Consider the following 17,001-nt stretch of genomic DNA (forward strand, 5'->3'; position numbering starts at 1 on the left):
ATTCACAGAACTGTTAACTTTATTTCAGTTCATTCTGAGAACTCAAATATGTTTTATAGTATTCGATGGATTGGGTAAACACTGGGTCTAAATCGGTAGGGTTCTCTTCCGCAAACAAACCCTTGTTTGTTTGGTTCACCCCCATTTTTTCTTCCAGTTTGGTTTGGATGTTTTTTGGTATGAATGGGTTTTTGGCATTTGTAGGTTTGATCCAATTCCAAAATTTTGTCTCATGAGGGATATTGGATTCTTTGTTTGGATCCTCAATGATGATATCAGGTAAAATTCCAAATCCTTGGATTTCTTCCCCGGAAGGTAACACCATCTTTGAATTCGTAATCGCATAAAAGTATCCTGTTTTTTTGCCAACTTCGTAAAACAATTGAAAGGTGCCTTGTCCAAAGGTACGGGAACCTAAAATGATTGCCTTTTTGTTTTCTCGTAAACTTCCAGCAACTAATTCTCCTCCCGCAGTTGTTTTGGGACCAACTAAGATTCCCATAGGACCATCCCAAAGAATAGGATCCCCTTTCAGAGATGGATAAATATTGGCTTCATATCTGTTGCGTATGCTAAATAAGTTTTGTGTAGATGTGAATAAGGATAAAAATTTTCTAAGTTCAATGAGATTTGATTGTTCACTTTCTCTTAAATCTATGAGTAAAGCACCAATCGTATTCTGATTGTTCTTTTTTTCAGTTAATTCATGTTCAATGATTTTTTTAGTCGCACTTGCGATGGTGAATTGGTCATTAAATTGGAGGAAATTTTTGATTTTGATATAAAGAATATCAGGGTATCCAGTGATGATTCGGTGCGAAATATTGTTTAAAACATTAAACGATGTATCTGCTTTGATTTCTTTGGCATCGTAAACCCGTGTGTGTGGGTCTATCTCTTCCGTATAACCTAACATTGCCAAAAAGATAATTTTTTCAAGGGTTTCATTTTGATTTTGCATTAGATTGGGATCATGTTTAGCTATTGAGTGAATTTTATCCAAGTGTGTTTCCAAATCATGGATATCCAAGTTTAAGGAAATGAAATGTTGGTGTAACTCAATTCGTTTTTTGAACTCCCAATCTTGTGATTCTTTTTTGTAAGCGGGATTTTTTTTAATCAGTATAATATTCGGATCCTCTGTCGGGAGGATGGTTCCTTGTGGGATGATTTCAGGATTTTTTAGATTCAATTCATAAAAACTTTTGGGAGTAAAATCAATGGAAACAAATTCGTATACCTTTCGGATAGCTCCTGCAATTGAGGCTTTGGTATTTAATTTATCGTTTGTTAAATGTAATATAGCGATGTCATTTTTTAATTTGATAAAATGTTCTAAATTAATTTTACCCGTATAGAGGTAGGGGTATTTAGATTCTTTTTTGTATGTTTCAATGGAATCAAGCTTTGGGCCAGCTGGGTTTGAGTTTTTTGTCTGACCAGGTTTACAAGTAAAAAGTGAAAAGAAAAGTAGGATTAGAAAAACAGGAAAATGAAAAGAAATCTTCATGGATAATGGTTTAGCAGTTCCTAGATGAATGGAAAATCAAATGTATTTCTAATGAAATTCTACTTTTTTTCTTTTTGCATCAATTTCTCAGAGAAATGGATTGAATTCTTTCTCACGAAATTCCAAATTTTGTAAATAGATTGGTAAAATAGAAAGTTTTTTCGTCTTTTTTCCATTTAGTCTAACATTCCAGATTTAGAGGTTCACTGTGAGATTTTTTGTTTCATCCTTTTTGTGTTTCACCTTATTTTTTTCACTTGTCGCTCAGTCATCCAAAGGAAAGGAAACAGAATTAGCATCTAAATCTGCCACCTTATATTACAAAGTCGAAAAGAACTTACTCAAAAAACTTTTGGTAGAGTTAGGGTATAAAATTTTAAGTGATGAAGATAAACTTTTGATTGTTTCTTACCAAGATTATAAGGTAGGACTTGTTTCCGGCAATGACTCTTCCATTCAATTTTATTCTTCGTTTAACACAGATAAAAAAAATAAAATCGAATTAGCCAATAAATGGAATCAGAAAATGAGGTATTCAAGAAGTTATATGGATGCTGATGGCCGACTCATATTGGAGAGTGATTTTGATTATTCGGGTGGTGTGAGTGAAGAAGGGATCAAAGAATTTTTACAAAAATTCCAAATCTTAAACTCTCAGTTTAGTACGTTACTGATTTTAGCGGAATAATAACGTAGTTTTTTAAAATCAGTATTCCTGATCTGAAACCATTCGAAAAATAAGTTTCTTCTAACAGTAAGTTTTTTACAATGGTGAAGAAGAAATTTTTATTATTCAATTGATAGAGGAATTTACATGTCACGTCCATTTAAAGTGTTAGGGATCCAACAAGTTGCCATTGGTGGAGAATCCAAAGAAAAATTATCGAAATTTTGGGTTGAAGTGATGGGACTTACAAAAGTTTCCGATTACAAAAGTGAAAAAGAGAATGTCGACGAGGACATCCTTTCCATGGGAAATGGACAATACAAGGTTGAAATTGATCTGATGCAACCGATTGATCCAAACAAAAGTCCAAAAGTACACGATCCAAAACTCAACCACATTGGCCTTTGGATTGATCATTTAGAAGCCTGTGTGGAATACCTCACCAAACAAGGCGTAAGGTTCACACCTGGTGGAATTCGAAAAGGAGCGGCCGGTTATAATGTTTGTTTCATCCACCCGAAAGGAAACGAAGAGTTTCCACTTTGTAGTGAAGGGGTTCTTGTTGAATTAGTGCAAGCACCTGAGGATGTGATCAAAGCACTCGGATAAATCTTAGAATTTTTGCAAACGGTTGGTATCATAACCAATCGTTTGTGCATACAAAATATATTCTGTTTCGATCGATTGCGAAATTGTTTTCTCTCTGGAAAAGATCCATAAAAAATTAGATTCTGGCCCACCGATGAGGGCTGTTTGGTACCCTTGGCGGTCAATTTTAAGAATCAAATAATCACCAAAAAAAATTGGGTATAAAAAACTAACCTTTAATTTACCGAGATTCGGATCTGGTAAAAGGGCTATCCCTTCAATGGTAGTTACGCCATTTGAGGATGTACCTTGGTTTTTCACTCGGATATTTCCATCTTCTCGCAGTGAGTATTCTGCAGAAACATTTGTGAGTCCGGATTGGAATGGATTGTCAATGCGTTTGATCTCAATCCACGTTCCTAAAAAACGATTCCAATCAATATTTTTTTCTGCATAGGCATCAAAACGTGAAGGTGAAAGGTAAGTTCCTAAACTAACAGAGAGTAGTGGAAGGAAGGGGTTCTCCAAATTAGAAGAGTTTTTTTCATTTTGAAAAAACGAAGGAGAACATTGTAAGAATGTTACGATTAAAATAAAGAAAACCGATAGTTTCCATTTTTGATTGATTGGCAAAATCCCTTCCATCTCCATTTAGAGTGGAAGAGAAAAGATATTTGTGAAAAAAAATAATTGAATTTATATTATTTTTTATGCAAAAAACGCCAATGAAGGTAAGCAAAACAGGATAAAGTTGTTGTGATGAGAAACTGTGTTAGATGGACAACAGTTGCATACACAAGTCCTTCTCCTGGGTCCCTTCCTAAAATGATAAAACCTGATATGATTGCCGCGTGAAATACTCCGATCCCAGATGGAGCAGAGGGGATAGCCACTCCCATTCCCCCTAAAAACATAAAAAGTAAGGCTTCGGGAAACTTAATTGGCATACCTATGAGCATACCAGCTAAGTAATACGTGATCGCATAACCAAAAATCCATGTTGGAAGTGAATAGGCCAATGGTTTGATCAGTTTGTCACCTTGCAAAAACTCTGAAAACTCAACTAGGTGGTGGTCTAGTTTTGTTTTATAAAAAGAATGTTTCCCAATCAGAGAAAAACTTTTGAATAAGAGTTTTTGTAAAGTTGTTAGGAAGTATTTGACTAAAATTAATCCAACTAACATCGCCAATATGACGAGACCAGAAATGAGTAAAAGGCTTAGGTTTTTTGATTGGCCAAGTCCCATATAAAAAAGAGCGCCCGCACCAATGACCACAACGGCCCCCAAATCCATCACTTTCTCTAAAAAAATTCGACTTAAGAGATGTGTGAGAGGTAAATCAGAATCTCGTTTGTTCATGAGTAGTCTTACCAAATCCCCACCGCGAGCTGGTAATACCATGTTCAAACCAACTCCAATGATTGCGGTAGTGAAGGATTGAGTGAAGGTGATTTTTTCTTCTAAAAGATGGAACCAACGAATGGAAAATGGAACAAAGGCCCATAAGTTGGAAAGGATTAGGAGTGGGAATATCCACCAATTGACTTTCCCTTCTAAACGTTTGAATTCACTGATATCAAAGTTTTTTTGTAAAAAATAAATGGCAATGCCTGAAACGATGATTCCAAAAATTAATTTTCTCATTTTGTCATTACCCCGGTGGCCATTGTAAATGCCTTCCACCTAATAGATGGAAGTGGAGGTGTCCTACTGTTTGGCCACCATAACTTCCGCAGTTATTGACAAGGCGGTATCCTTTTTCATGGATTCCATTTTTTTCGGCAAGTTTTGGTATCACTTTGAAGATTTCCTCAGTTACCTTGGGATCCAATGATGCAATGTCATTCATACTATTGATATGAACTTTGGGAATGATGAGTAAATGAATTGGCGCTTGGGGAGTGATGTCGTGAAAGACAAAGATAGAATCAGATTCATATTCTTTTTTGGCAGGGATTTCACCCTTAATGATTTTACAAAAAATACAGTTTTCCATCTTATTTTTTCTCCTTTGCGAATACTAGAGATGCAGCACCTAACGTACCAGATAAATTGCCACCGGGTCCTATTTGTAATCTTTCATTTAACACAGGGAAGATGGTGGTACGGATTTCTGCTTCCAATGCACTTCCAAAAAATTCATAAGACTTGGTAATACCACCCACAAAAATTACCGCTTCTGGATTGAGTAGATGGACTGCTCCTCGAACTGCGTGCGCAAGTGCCCTGGTTCCAAATTCTAAAATATCCTTTGCTACCGAGTCACCATTTTTGACCAATTGGAAAAAAACTTCAGCATTGGTGAGTTTGGTATTTGTTGTTTCAAAATACCGATTGAGAAATCCGATTGTGGAAAAATAACTTTCGACACAACCTTTCACTCCACACCCACACAAAGCTCCATCGATGACGGAAGTGGTATGGCCAATTTCGATTCCATTGCCTAAATACCCTGAATACAATTTGCCTTTGGAAACAAATCCTCCACCAATTCCCGTACCTAAGGTGAGGATCAGTTGGGATTCACAATCTTTGTAATTACCAAAAATAGCTTCTCCTAATGCTGCACAGTTTGCATCATTTTCGTAAAATACGGGGAGAGAAAATTTAGCTTCTAAGGAAGATTTGATGGGTAGGTTATTAAGGCCAATCATATTGGCACTTTTCAGTAAAACACCTGTTTCATTATTCAGTGGGCCAGGGGAGCCAACACCAATGCCAATACTTTCTTTTGCCAATGGTTCGATGGCTTCGATTAAAACAGATAAAAAGGAATCATTGTCTAAGTGGTCAGGTGTTTTTTTGTGATTGGACTTCAGTTCTTCCCCTTTATCATTAAAGAGAGAAACTCGGATACTCCCACCACCAATATCAACACCAATTGCCTGTTTCAAAACTTCACTCGCCCTTGATCACTTGTTCGAACCTTCCGTTTTTCATTTCATAAACGGTTTGGGCATCAAAAGCAAGTTTCATATCATGTGTGACAAGTATGATCGAATGATTGCGTTTATTGTATTCATTGAGTAATAATTGCACTAAATAACTATTTTCTGGATCCAAATCTCCAGATGGTTCATCCGCAAAAAGAATCGCAGGATCGTTGATGAGGGAACGAGCAATGGCTGCCTTTTGGATTTGGCCACCTGACAAAGTCCTAGGCAATGAGTTTTGGATGTCACCTAATTTTAGGTGTTCGATCAGGTAATCACATTTACGGATGTAATCATCATTCGAAAATTTTTTAGTAAACAGAGCAGGGAGTAGGATATTTTCTTTAATCGTTAAGTTTCCAACTAACTCTGAAAATTGAAACACAAGTCCCAGGTCTCGAGCTCTAATTTCCGCAAGTTCCTGTTTGGAAATTTGAGAGAGTTTGATTTGGTCGTACAAAATGTCCCCTTCCGTTGGAGACAACATCCCTGTTAACATCGAAAGGAGAGTGGTTTTTCCAGAACCAGATGGACCGATGATGGCCACATAATCTCCTTGGTTCACATCGAAACTTACCGAACTTACAGCTTCTTCTCTTCCAAACCGCTTGGTGAGATTGTGGACACGGAGTAACATTATTTTTGCCTCCGTATCGACTGGTAAGGATCAATGTAGGTACTGATGCCAACAGTGGGAAAGGAGACAAGGATTCCTAAAAAGAGAAAAAGCACCAAACAAGTGAAAATGGATTTAACTTCCGCAAAAAGACCAAAGTCTGGTGGAGGGGAAAGAAGTCCTAAATTTAGGACGACCGCCAGTAGGAAACTTGGTAAAAATAGGAAAAATAAGGACAAAGAATGAAGAAGGATACACCCAAAACGATTGCCTCCTACCGCCATCATCACACCGATATCACCGAGGGAATGAAGGCAATGGAAGAAAAATAAAGTCATGAGTGCAAAGCTAGTAGCGTAAAAAAGAATCTGAGGAGACTTGTCAAAGGAAACGATACTAGTAAGAGACACTCCCGCGTACAAATGGAAGTGGATCCTGACTGCTAGGACGAGGAAAGTAAAAACAAGAGTTCCCACAAGGCCATAGGCCAAGGAATAGAGACGATCTCTAACGAGAAGTCGAAGAGCAAACGAAATGTAGGTGAGTTGTATCACTTCCAGGACAGAATTGACGTAAGACTCTTTTTTACCAACCAAAATAGGAAAATAGGAAGTATTCGAAATTGGCATTTTTTATCTTTGTAGGAGCCGCAGTGATTTTACTTGGGTTTCTCTTGACCTTTGTTATTGGACAGAGGCGGGATAGTTATGCAAAAGCCTTAAGCCTTGCCACTTTAGGGAATTTTCTAGATGCAAGGGCCCTTGTTAGGGAAAAACTAGAAGAAGACCATCAAAATCCCTACGGTCATTACGTGATGGCAAAAATTTATGCCATGGAGAATGACCCTCTCAACGAAGCAAAACACCTCGAAATCATCAAAAAAAATAACCGATACACCAAGGAAATTGATCCTGTCACAGTTTCCAACCGGATTGCGGAGATTTATTATAACAAAGATTTTTTTGAAGAAGCGTTTTTCCATTACCTAGACACACTCCAAGTGGACAGATCCAATCCGATCGCCTGTATTCGTTTGGGTTTTATGGCACTTGGACAAAAAGAATTCAAAATCGCTGAGCATTTTTTTGCAAGGATCCCGGAAGAGAAGGTCAATCTCACATCATATTATATTGCCAAAGGTGTGATCTCTGGAGTGACCGGTGGTGGAAAAGAAAGAGAATACTTTGAAAAAGCATATAAAATCGAAAAAACTCCAGTTTCAGGATTTTTATACGCTCTATCACTTTCCAGAGAAAACAAACACAAAGATGCAGTCAAAACTGCCATCGCTATCAGCGAACAAATTGAAGATGAATTTGTGAGATTCACCTTATTCCAATTTCTGATGACAGAAGCCATTCTCATGCAAAATTTTCCAGAAGCTTTGAAGTATGGAAGGTTGTGTCTGGAAATGGCAAAACTCAATGCTTGGCAAAGCGAAATTACAGAGTGTAGCATTCATTTTGCGATGATCACAACATACATGGGTCGGTATGAAGATGGAGCTGAATACTTAATTGAAGCCGAAGCAGAACGAATGGATGATCCTGATGTGATTGCATTAGCAAATTTAAAATACCGATTGGAACGAGGAACAGGAACAGTTGAATCCTTAACTCATGAATATGACTTAACACGTGAATTGAATTTATTATCCGTGAATCTATTTCCAAACTCTCGTTATTTTGAGTTAAGTGGGATGCGTTCCTCCAAACCTTTTAATATCAAAGGGATGGTAGATGAAAATGGAAAAAAACTCACATCCAAATTGGATATGTTGGGTCTCGACAAATTTGAAAAATTCATCAGTTTACCAGGAACTAATTTTAAAAACCAAGCCACTCGGATGGTGATGAGCCTTGGTTATCGGGTTACTAAAGAAATTGCAAACCCAGAAGCAGATGGAGTCAATTTACTAGCTTCTTCCAAAGAGGATGTGAACAAACGTGCTCTCTTTCGTGTGCGTAAATGGAAAGATGCAAAGGTTTCCGATGTTTTTTTGCGAGAGATGACAAACCAAATGGAAGATATGGGTGCAACCAAAGGGTATGTGATTGGGAATTTTGATGTAACAGAAGCAGGCAAAAAAATCATCGCAGCAAGTAATGGTGCACTTGAAATGTACTCGGGGGATTTGTTTGAGGATCTACTCAACAAAACAATGTAATGTGGTCACGTTTCCCCAAACAAATCTATTTATTATTGATAATCTTCTCACTCGTCATATTTTTTTCCACTTGTGTTGGTAAAAACGTTACCAGTGTAATACAAAATCCACAATCACGAAATATAGGAATCCTTAGCTGTCCTTTTCCTGTCAAACAAGGGGTTGTGTATGGAAAAGGAATTTCTCAATTTGATATAACTCTGATAATTTATATAACAAAACAATTGTTACTTGATTTGTGTGAGGGCCATTTTTCCCACCTTTTGGACTTTGTTGATGCAGAAACTGGTTTATTTGTTGATGCCAAAGGGTATTGGTCCAAACAAGAAGTGGCTTTGGACTTAAAAGATCCAAATGGTTATTTTTCTTTGTATTATTTTGACGGGAAAAAACTAGATCTAAAAAAAGGAAACCAAGGGAATCTTACCATCCGTGATGTATTTAACCAAGCTGGCCTTGTGGTCATTGATGTTTACATCGGATCAAAAGAAGAGGTAGAACTCAAATTTCGTTTTGATTCAAATCCCAAACTCGAACGTTATTTGATCAACCCAAGTTTTATCAAAATAGGAAACAATTGGTACTTACATAGAATGTTTTGATTTATTTGGTCCCAGTGATCACTTGTTTTACAATATCCGATGCTGATAAACCTGGGTTTGTTTTTCTTGCATCGTTTACTTGTTTGGTGGCAGTTTTTTCATCAAAACCAAGTTGGATGAGAGCAAGGGTTGCTAAATCTGTTTCTCGGTCTACGATACTAAATTCAGTTGTTCCTTCATTTAAAAACATCTCAAATTTTTTTAGATTTTGTTTGATTTCAAATAAAATCTTTTCAGAAGTTTTCCCTTTTACTTTGGGAATTTTTTCCAAAGTTTTTTTGTCATCGGCTTTTGCGATTTGGTAAAGATCATCTGCTTGGAAAAAAGATAATATTTTTAATGCGGTAAGTTCTCCAATTCCGTGTAGGGATTTAATGAGTTCAAATAATTCGCGGTCTTTTTTAGAAGAAAATCCAAATAACCTTTGTCCACGGTCTGTGATCGAATGGAAGGTATGTAAAAAAATCTCAGAAGAAATTTTATCCTTACATTCTAAATGCAGAGGAAAAGGGATCATCACTTCATAACCCACGCCAGACACTTCCATCACCAAACGATCAATTTCTAATTGGAGTAATTTCCCACGTAAACTTGCGATCATAAGCCTCTTCTCCTTTCCCATTGTAAGGAAGGATGAATTATGACTACTCTTCTTTTTTCAATCGAATCCGTTCGCGTTACCCAAAATAGAGAAAAGGTTGCTTGAAATTTGTTTTAAATCCTACTAAAACCTTTGTTGTGAAACGGATCCGAAAATCGAAAATTCCCACTCTTGCACAGTATTTGACATTGGCGGATTTGTTTAAAAACCTCCCTCATTCCGTGTTACGTGAAATGATGGCACATACTGTACGTGAATTTTTAAAAGGAGGAGAAATTCTCTTTTTGGAACATTCAGATGGAAACGATCTGTACATTTTGGCTGCCGGAAAACTTCGTTACGAAAAACGAAGTGCCGATGGCAGTATCCGAGATGTAGGTGAATTCAAACGTCTCGATATCATAGGAGAGTTGAGTTTATTTACAGGAGAAAAACGTTCTGCCACTGTGAAAGCAGTGAGAGATTCAGAACTCATCCGAGTTCCAAGAGACGTGGCATTGTCCATTCTTGTGAAATACCCTGAAAGTTTACTTCAAATTACAAAAATCATCGCAGAACGTTTGGCTCATGCCAAAACGGAAATGAAAGGATTTGTCCCACAAGCAAAAACCTTCACCTTACTTTCTTCCCTTCCTGAAAAAATCATTTTAGATATGATTCATTATCTCGGAATTGTAATCCTTCGGTATGGATCTTTTTATGTTGTCGATGAATCGATGTTCAACGATCGAATGAAAGAATTGGACAAATTAGAGGAAGCAGATAGGGAACCTTGGATCATTCGATTTTTCACCCAAATTGAAGCTGAATACGATTATATATTTTATTTAGTAAAGGACGAAGGCAAATTAAGTTCATATGTCGAAAGGACACTGCGCCAGTCTGATACCTTTGTTTATATCAAAGATGCAAATGAGGATCCAAATTGTATCCAAATGGAATCTCTCATCGATAAACGTAAGTTTAGTGATCGTAATCATGTTCTTGTCCTCTTGCAATCAAATCGAGATATGGTTCGCCCTGGTACAATCAAACACTTAGAAAAAAAGAGATTCCATCGTCATTTTCATGTTCATTTAGAACGAATGGATACATGGGAAAGATTGGGCAGAGGTTTACTTGGCAAATCCATAGGCCTTGCATTAGGTGGTGGTGGTGCCAAAGGGTTTTCCCATTTAGGTGTACTCAAAGCGTTAGAAGAAAATGCGATACCGATTGATATGGTTTCGGGTACAAGTGCTGGTTCCATTTTTGCTGCTCTCATTGCCATGGGTGAATCTAGTGAGGGAAGTAAAGTAAAAGCCAAGGAATTTTGGGTATCCAAAGATCTACTAAATGAATATACAATTCCCATTTTATCCCTAACAACAGGGAAAAAATACACGGAAGCTATTCGGAATTTTTTTGGAGAAATCCAAATTGAAGATTTGTGGATCCCTTATTTCTCGGTTGCAACCAACCTTTCCCATTCTGAAATCCATGTACAAGAAGTAGGAAGTTTATGGAAAGCAATCCGGGCTAGTACTTCCATTCCTGGTATTGTACCTCCATTCATTGATGATGGCATCGTTTATGTGGATGGAGGAGTTCTTGATAATGTTCCTGGTATCACACTCAAAGAGAAGGGTGTTGGAAAAGTGATTTCGGTAGATGTATTTGGTGACATTTATCCTGACCAAGACCGCGAACTTTGTGAATACTTTGATGTGAACAAACCAGGAGTGATGACAAACCCAATTTTTCAAATGACAAATCTCATCAATTTCCAAGACATCTTAAAACCAAAATTTCCTCCCATAGGTGATATAATCATCCGTTCGATTTTAGCATCGAGCCGAGAACGAATCCGCCAAACAGAAAAAATCTCAGATTTGTTTTTGCAAATTCCTACCAATAATTTTGGATTACTTGATTGGTTTGCGTATGAACGTTTGATTGAACTGGGATATGTTTCGTCCTTTGAGAAAATCAAAATGAACCGAGAGAAATTTTTAAATCCTTCTTTACAATCTGTGTAGATTACCTTACTCCTTGGTTCATGTTTTCAAAAGATTTTAATGTATCGATTTGTCTATTGGTTTTCCTTTTTCCTTGTTTTTTACATTCACAAAATTTAGACACACTTTTAGAATCTGGTTATAACAAACAAGAGACCTTACTCATTCGAAGTGAAATTCGAAAAAAACTAGGTGACCGAGCCAACCAAAAAGAAATCCAAAACATCATCCAATCCTTGCGGGTGTGGGCTGTGTTTGAATCGATGTCACCTTCGGAATTTGCATCGGAAGTAGAACGATTTGTCATTTTACGAGACCACGGATATGAATGGGAGGAAACGGAAGAACTAATACCTTACTTCATCTCAACCAAACCTAACAAAAAAGAAATTCCATTTTTAGGTAAGATTTATCGGGAGATGAAATTGAGCCAAGTGCCGGAAGAAGAAATGTTATATCTTTTTTCATCTGCAAAAAGCAAATCTTGGACAGGTGAAACATTGTTTGTGGTTGGTCGATTGTATGTTCTGTTGCGAAAACAAGAATCCAATCCGATTGTCATTCTCAAACAATTAGAAAAAAAAATACCTAAAAATATCCTAACACTCAGTTCTGAAAAACAAAAAAAACTGATGGTTGAGATGAAACCAGAATCAACGAATTCTGATTCTGTTGTACGTTGGAATACAGTCATGGAGGATACAATCTCTGTTCTTTCAGGGAAAAACACAATTGATGACTTTAAAGTTTCAGATCGTAGAACAGAAATCATTTGGAATGAAGAAGGAGAATGGATCACAAAAGAAAGACCAAAATTAGATCCGAATCTCATTTTTATGGAAGAACAGATTACTTCCCAACCTACACAAACAGAGAATTCCTCCAAACGTAAGTTAGTGGATCCAGTCGGTAGGTTATGGATTGGAACTCCTTATTTGTATGGTGGTTATTCCAAACGTGGTGTTGATTGTTCTGGATTGACAAAATCCATCTTAACCGATCCAAAAATTGGAATGAAAGAAAAGGCAATTCCTAGATCAGCAAAAGACCAATCACAGATTGGAAAATTTGTTTCAAGGGAAAAACAGGAAATTGGGAATTTGGTATTTTTCTCTGCGTCGCCCAATACCAAAAAGATCACACATGTGGGTATGGTATTAGAGAACGGAAATTTTATCCATGCTTCAACGAGCCGAGGTGTTGTCATCCAATCCTTAAATGAAAAATGGTGGAAGGAAAGGTACGTAACAGGAAGAGATATTTTTCTTTAGTGGTAATTACTATGGCAAAAAAGAAAGCATTGGTTTTATCTGGAGGTGGTGCAAGAGGTGCCTACCAAGCAGGAGTATTACGATATTTAGAAGAAATTAATTGGAAACCAGACATTATCTGTGGAACATCTGTTGGAGCGATCAATGCATGTGCCATTGGCTCTGGAATGGATTCAAAAAAATTATCCGAACTATGGTTAAAATTAAATCAAAAACATATCATGCGTTATTCGGTATGGAATATGATAAAAGGATTGTTCCGAAGAAAATACTATCCTTTGGTAGAAACCTACCCATTAAAAAAATTCATCCATGAACATTTAGACTTTAGTCATCTAAACGAATCTAAAACAAAGGTCATCATTTCAGCTGTTAACATTTTAACTTCAGAGCTTAGATTCTTTGAGAATCCGACACTACGAATTGAACATCTACTTGCATCTTCAGCCATACCGATGATTTTTCCTTGGCAAATGATTGATGGAGAACCCTATTGGGATGGAGGAGTGATGGCAAATACTCCGATACTTCCAGCATTAACACATGAAGCATCCGATATAGTTGTCGTATTACTCTCACCTGTCGGGAGTTCTGCGATTATGGGAACACCTGTCACTAAGGATGAGGCATTGGAAAGGTTATTTGAACTCTACTTACTTGGTTCCTATAAAAGTGTAGAACAAGGATTGGAATTCCGAAAATCAATGATGAATGGTCTCACTGCGATTGAGAATTTTTTCCTGAACCTGCGGACACAATTTACAAGTGCTAAAATTTCTGTTATAGCACCAAAACAAATGTTAGGTTTTGGTAGCATTCTCAATTTTAAAAAAGAACAAGCTGAAAGTCTCCTCATACAGGGATATGATGATGCTAAAGATTTTTTCCAATCCAAATCTAAGAAAAAATAATCAGTTCCTGGAACTGACCATGATGTAAATAGACTGGGCAGTATATTCGAAGGATTGGGCCAATGAGTTTGGGTCAATCCTAGAATTTCCATACCCCAATTCACGGATGTAGGTAACCGAAACTGATGATTTGGAAGTTACCCATGAAAAACCCAAACTAAAACCTTTGTTCCTAGAATATTCATTTCGAGGATTTGTTCCTGAGCGAGCCACTTTGTAAATCACACTCGCATCGCCAGAAGTTGCAGCGACTTGGTTACCAAACGTATTTTGTAGGTATAAATCAACAGCTGATTCTGTCCATGAGATTGGTTTTGTATTGGGTTCGTTCGTATAAATTCCACCTAATACAGAGAATGTGTCAGCCAAATAGTATTCCATTCCAGCTGCAAAATTCGTTGTGGAATATCGAGTTAGTTCTCTTACCTCTGTATCATTGATTGTATATGTGACACGCCGACCTATAGTGCTAATTTCATCTTGGTTCCTTCTGACTTTATAACCAGAAGTGTGAATCATATCAAAGGAAGCTAAAAATCTTGCTGTCGGGAAAAAAGCCACACCAAATCGCATTTCTTGCGTTTGCGGAATGGAGGTGACAAGTTTTGGTTTTTGTGTTAAGACTCCTTGTTCAATGGAAGAGGCACCCCCCCCTGTCCCTTCAATGAAGTCAACAGCAGAGGAACCAGGTCTACGTGTAGAATCTACATAAACTTCATTGTACAAACGATCCCCACCAGTCACAAAAATACGACGATAACTAAATCCTAAGGATAGTTTGGGATTTGGTTGGTATTGGATTCCGAGAACTGGCATAAGTCCAGATGTGCGACGATTGTCTACATAAGAGCGCAACACATAACTAAGATCTGAAAATTGTTGGAATTGGGTTCTCGATACTTCTTTCGTATCATTCATGTAATAAAGAGTGGCACCAAGAGATAGCTTATCATTGAGTAGGTATGCTAAACTGGGACCAACTAAGAGTTGGTTATAACGTTCTTTTGTATAATTCCGAGTGGAATTGATGGAAGGAGAAACAAGAGGGTAGTTCACTTGATCCACGCGATTGTAGGAATAGTTATATGTATTCACAATCGAAAAGGCAAACTTCCATCGATCAAAGTTTTTGAGTAGGCCAATGAAATTGGGATCAAATCCTTGGTGGGTTTGGTTGTATCTTTGGCCTGGTGTGTCTATATTGATATAACTACGTTTGACATCTTTAAAATTACTAGCAGAGATAGATATCCCATCATTATGAGTAAACCCAAGTCCTGCAGGATTGTAATAGGCTCCCGATGGATCGTCAGCGATGGCAGTAAAAGCTCCTGCAAGTCCCGCCGCTCTTTCCCCGTAAAACCCTTGTATGTTGTTAAATGGTTCTGACGCAAAGAGTGAAATCGGAAAAAAGAAAATGGTTAAGAATAAATACTTTTTTAGTTGCATCTGGTTGCAAATTTGGATTTTGGATTGGTGAAAGTTTAGATACATAATGATTCGTTTTTCATTTCAATGATTTAAGTTACAATTTTATAGTTGGTAAAGAACGTTTGGAGCCGTTAGCAATTGAGTGTAAACTTCGTTACCATTGGCATCAATTTCATATCGCCATACATCGGCATTACTTACTTGGTTTGCGTCCCCATAGAAATCTACATAGTATGTTGAAGTTGCGTCAGATTCATTGATATAAAACTCTCCCCATCCAATGAAATCATCTGGAAAGTTGACAGGGCTCACTCCATTTGGCATGACCACAAATGCATCATACGCAGCATACCCACCGACTCCGATTCCGCCACTTGGCAAAGGTGTTGTGAAGTCAACATAAACATCCCATTCAAAGGTATAGGTAGTTTCAATGAACTCGCCGTAAAGGTCTGTATCCAGGACACCTAATTCTTCATATTCATCGTTAGCTGGTGTGCCAATATCATAATAATCTACAGCAAAATAGGTGATCTCACCATCAGGATCATATGTTTCGGTTAAGTAGTATTCGTAATTGCTGGCATTGTCAATGTATTCGGTGAGGACATAACCTCCTAGATCATTGGTCCTTCCTTTGACTGAGGTTGTGATTTTGTTCCCTGCAGGGTCATCGTAAACATTGCTATAATTTAATGTGACACAATTATTTGCATTGGCACTTGTATCCTTCTCACATTCTTCGAAGGTAAATCGTGTTGTGGATTTGTCTGTATTCCCAGAACCACTTGTCACTTGTTTGATATTGAGGATTGCTTTGTCTTTTTTCCAGCTTGTGTGATGTAAGTGATGGATGCCTCCACACTTAAAGAAATTCCAAGTACCTTTAAAGAACGATTGATGGAACTAAAAACTTTTGATTTATCTGTTTTGAATTTGATTGCCTTTTGGAATTTATTATTGGAGGGACAAGGTTGTGGGGTTCCAAGGGCATCGGCAAACGAATATTCAATTTCAACATCATATTCACTATTACTCAATCGTTTGTAAACCATTGCAGGTGTTGGAACGGTTTGGCCTGAGAATGGCAAAATCCCTTCGTTTTGTAAACTTACAAGTTCACCTCTTGCTTCTTCGGGACTTAGGCCAAGCCTTTCGATCCCTTCCAGGAATTCCTCTTCCATACTTTGGGTGATGCGCACTGATCCAGTTCCACCAGGGATACAAACCCCAGGACTTGCTTTGGCAATGAGATAGGATCCACTGATGAGTACTAAGTCCTTTTTAGAATCTCTTAGTATTTCAGCGACGATACTTGTTCCTTCTGTTAAAAAATTTTGTCCTGTAAATCCATAATCCAAAGTATCTTGTGCAATTCCTTTACTAGTAAAAGCCATTTTGGAAGAACGATTTTGACGCGTAAAACTTGCACCCAAACCACTGGAAGGCTTTCGTATGGAACGAGGCACGGGCACACTTAGGTTGGAAGGAAGTTCTGCATTGATACTGGAAGAAAATAAGGAACGAATAAAAAAACGAGTGGCTAATGCACTGAGCGTATTACTTTCATCTTTTTCTTTTTTACAACCTTCGAACATCATAAACAAAACGATGAGTATGAGAAAAAAATGTTTCATTGCCCGTTCATAGCAATTGATCAATAGGAATTGTCAATTCGAAAGTCAAAATTAAAAAAAGAGTTTTC

At 37.4% G+C, this 17,001-nt stretch carries 18 protein-coding genes; 7 read left to right on the forward strand and 11 right to left on the reverse strand.

Translation table 11 applies throughout. The features are described from left to right. Positions 1 to 19: 19 nt before the first annotated feature. Positions 20 to 1,510, reverse strand: coding sequence for a S41 family peptidase (locus tag ND812_RS09925; RefSeq protein ID WP_265375318.1), 1,491 nt, complete (start codon positions 1,508 to 1,510; stop codon positions 20 to 22). Between the two features lie 208 nt (positions 1,511 to 1,718). On the opposite strand from ND812_RS09925, the gene ND812_RS09930 reads away from it, so the two are divergent. Both ND812_RS09930 and ND812_RS09935 read left to right on the forward strand, forming a co-directional pair. Beyond that, positions 1,719 to 2,198, forward strand: coding sequence for a YbjN domain-containing protein (locus tag ND812_RS09930; protein ID WP_265375319.1), 480 nt, complete (start codon positions 1,719 to 1,721; stop codon positions 2,196 to 2,198). A gap of 126 nt (positions 2,199 to 2,324) precedes the next feature. After that, a complete protein-coding gene (locus ND812_RS09935; protein ID WP_265375320.1) occupies positions 2,325 to 2,786 on the forward strand; it encodes a VOC family protein in 462 nt (153 codons plus the stop codon). 3 nt (positions 2,787 to 2,789) lie between these two features. Here the strand turns inward: ND812_RS09935 and ND812_RS09940 are convergent, their stop codons facing one another. From ND812_RS09940 to ND812_RS09965, 6 genes are all read right to left on the reverse strand, one after another. Next, entirely contained in the window at positions 2,790 to 3,398 is a 609-nt protein-coding gene (locus ND812_RS09940; protein WP_265375321.1) for a lipocalin family protein, read from the reverse strand. 68 nt (positions 3,399 to 3,466) lie between these two features. Continuing rightward, the gene (locus ND812_RS09945) at positions 3,467 to 4,411 is read right to left on the reverse strand and encodes a lysylphosphatidylglycerol synthase transmembrane domain-containing protein (RefSeq protein WP_265375322.1); all 945 of its coding nucleotides are present in this window, start codon (positions 4,409 to 4,411) and stop codon (positions 3,467 to 3,469) included. Positions 4,412 to 4,418: 7 nt separating this feature from the next. Beyond that, positions 4,419 to 4,763 carry a histidine triad nucleotide-binding protein gene (locus tag ND812_RS09950; protein ID WP_265375323.1) on the reverse strand — a complete coding sequence of 115 codons (345 nt, stop codon included), beginning with the start codon at positions 4,761 to 4,763 and terminating at the stop codon, positions 4,419 to 4,421. A 1-nt stretch (position 4,764) separates the two neighbouring features. Further along, the gene (locus tag ND812_RS09955) at positions 4,765 to 5,661 is read right to left on the reverse strand and encodes an ROK family protein (protein WP_265375324.1); all 897 of its coding nucleotides are present in this window, start codon (positions 5,659 to 5,661) and stop codon (positions 4,765 to 4,767) included. 4 nt (positions 5,662 to 5,665) lie between these two features. After that, positions 5,666 to 6,337, reverse strand: coding sequence for an ABC transporter ATP-binding protein (locus ND812_RS09960; protein ID WP_265375325.1), 672 nt, complete (start codon positions 6,335 to 6,337; stop codon positions 5,666 to 5,668). After that, positions 6,337 to 6,945: an ABC transporter permease gene (locus ND812_RS09965; protein WP_265375326.1), complete on the reverse strand. Its 609-nt coding sequence runs from the start codon at positions 6,943 to 6,945 to the stop codon at positions 6,337 to 6,339. The genes ND812_RS09960 and ND812_RS09965 overlap by 1 nt, the downstream gene beginning before the upstream one ends. Here ND812_RS09965 and ND812_RS09970 point away from each other — a divergent pair. After that, on the forward strand, positions 6,939 to 8,483 hold the full coding sequence (locus ND812_RS09970; RefSeq protein ID WP_265375327.1) for a restriction endonuclease: 1,545 nt from the start codon (positions 6,939 to 6,941) through the stop codon (positions 8,481 to 8,483). The genes ND812_RS09965 and ND812_RS09970 overlap by 7 nt on opposite strands. Continuing rightward, complete coding sequence (locus ND812_RS09975; RefSeq protein ID WP_265375328.1) at positions 8,483 to 9,085, forward strand: hypothetical protein; 603 nt, start codon at positions 8,483 to 8,485, stop codon at positions 9,083 to 9,085. Before ND812_RS09970 ends, ND812_RS09975 begins: the two co-directional genes overlap by 1 nt. Position 9,086: 1 nt before the next feature. Here ND812_RS09975 and ruvA read toward each other — a convergent pair whose 3' ends face one another. After that, a complete protein-coding gene (gene ruvA, locus ND812_RS09980) occupies positions 9,087 to 9,686 on the reverse strand; it encodes a Holliday junction branch migration protein RuvA (protein ID WP_265375329.1) in 600 nt (199 codons plus the stop codon). 137 nt (positions 9,687 to 9,823) lie between these two features. Here ruvA and ND812_RS09985 point away from each other — a divergent pair, with 137 nt between their 5' ends. From ND812_RS09985 to ND812_RS09995, 3 genes are read left to right on the forward strand one after another with little or no spacing between them, the layout of a single operon-like run. Beyond that, positions 9,824 to 11,704 (forward strand): patatin-like phospholipase family protein, encoded by a 1,881-nt coding sequence (locus ND812_RS09985; protein WP_322113687.1) that lies wholly within the window; start codon positions 9,824 to 9,826, stop codon positions 11,702 to 11,704. A 20-nt stretch (positions 11,705 to 11,724) separates the two neighbouring features. Then, positions 11,725 to 12,954 carry a C40 family peptidase gene (locus ND812_RS09990; protein WP_265375331.1) on the forward strand — a complete coding sequence of 410 codons (1,230 nt, stop codon included), beginning with the start codon at positions 11,725 to 11,727 and terminating at the stop codon, positions 12,952 to 12,954. 11 nt (positions 12,955 to 12,965) lie between these two features. After that, positions 12,966 to 13,865 (forward strand): patatin-like phospholipase family protein, encoded by a 900-nt coding sequence (locus ND812_RS09995; protein WP_265375332.1) that lies wholly within the window; start codon positions 12,966 to 12,968, stop codon positions 13,863 to 13,865. Here the strand turns inward: ND812_RS09995 and ND812_RS10000 are convergent, their stop codons facing one another. The 3 genes from ND812_RS10000 to ND812_RS10010 all read right to left on the reverse strand — a co-directional run bounded on the left by ND812_RS10000 (position 13,866) and on the right by ND812_RS10010 (position 16,933). Beyond that, complete coding sequence (locus ND812_RS10000) at positions 13,866 to 15,314, reverse strand: OmpP1/FadL family transporter (protein WP_265375333.1); 1,449 nt, start codon at positions 15,312 to 15,314, stop codon at positions 13,866 to 13,868. Positions 15,315 to 15,398: 84 nt separating this feature from the next. Then, positions 15,399 to 16,091, reverse strand: coding sequence for a hypothetical protein (locus ND812_RS10005; protein WP_265375334.1), 693 nt, complete (start codon positions 16,089 to 16,091; stop codon positions 15,399 to 15,401). Further along, positions 16,088 to 16,933 (reverse strand): hypothetical protein, encoded by an 846-nt coding sequence (locus tag ND812_RS10010; protein ID WP_265375335.1) that lies wholly within the window; start codon positions 16,931 to 16,933, stop codon positions 16,088 to 16,090. Before ND812_RS10010 ends, ND812_RS10005 begins: the two co-directional genes overlap by 4 nt. Between the last annotated feature and the right edge of the window lie 68 nt (positions 16,934 to 17,001).

Source organism: Leptospira limi (assembly GCF_026151395.1).
Taxonomy (GTDB): domain Bacteria; phylum Spirochaetota; class Leptospiria; order Leptospirales; family Leptospiraceae; genus Leptospira_A; species Leptospira_A limi.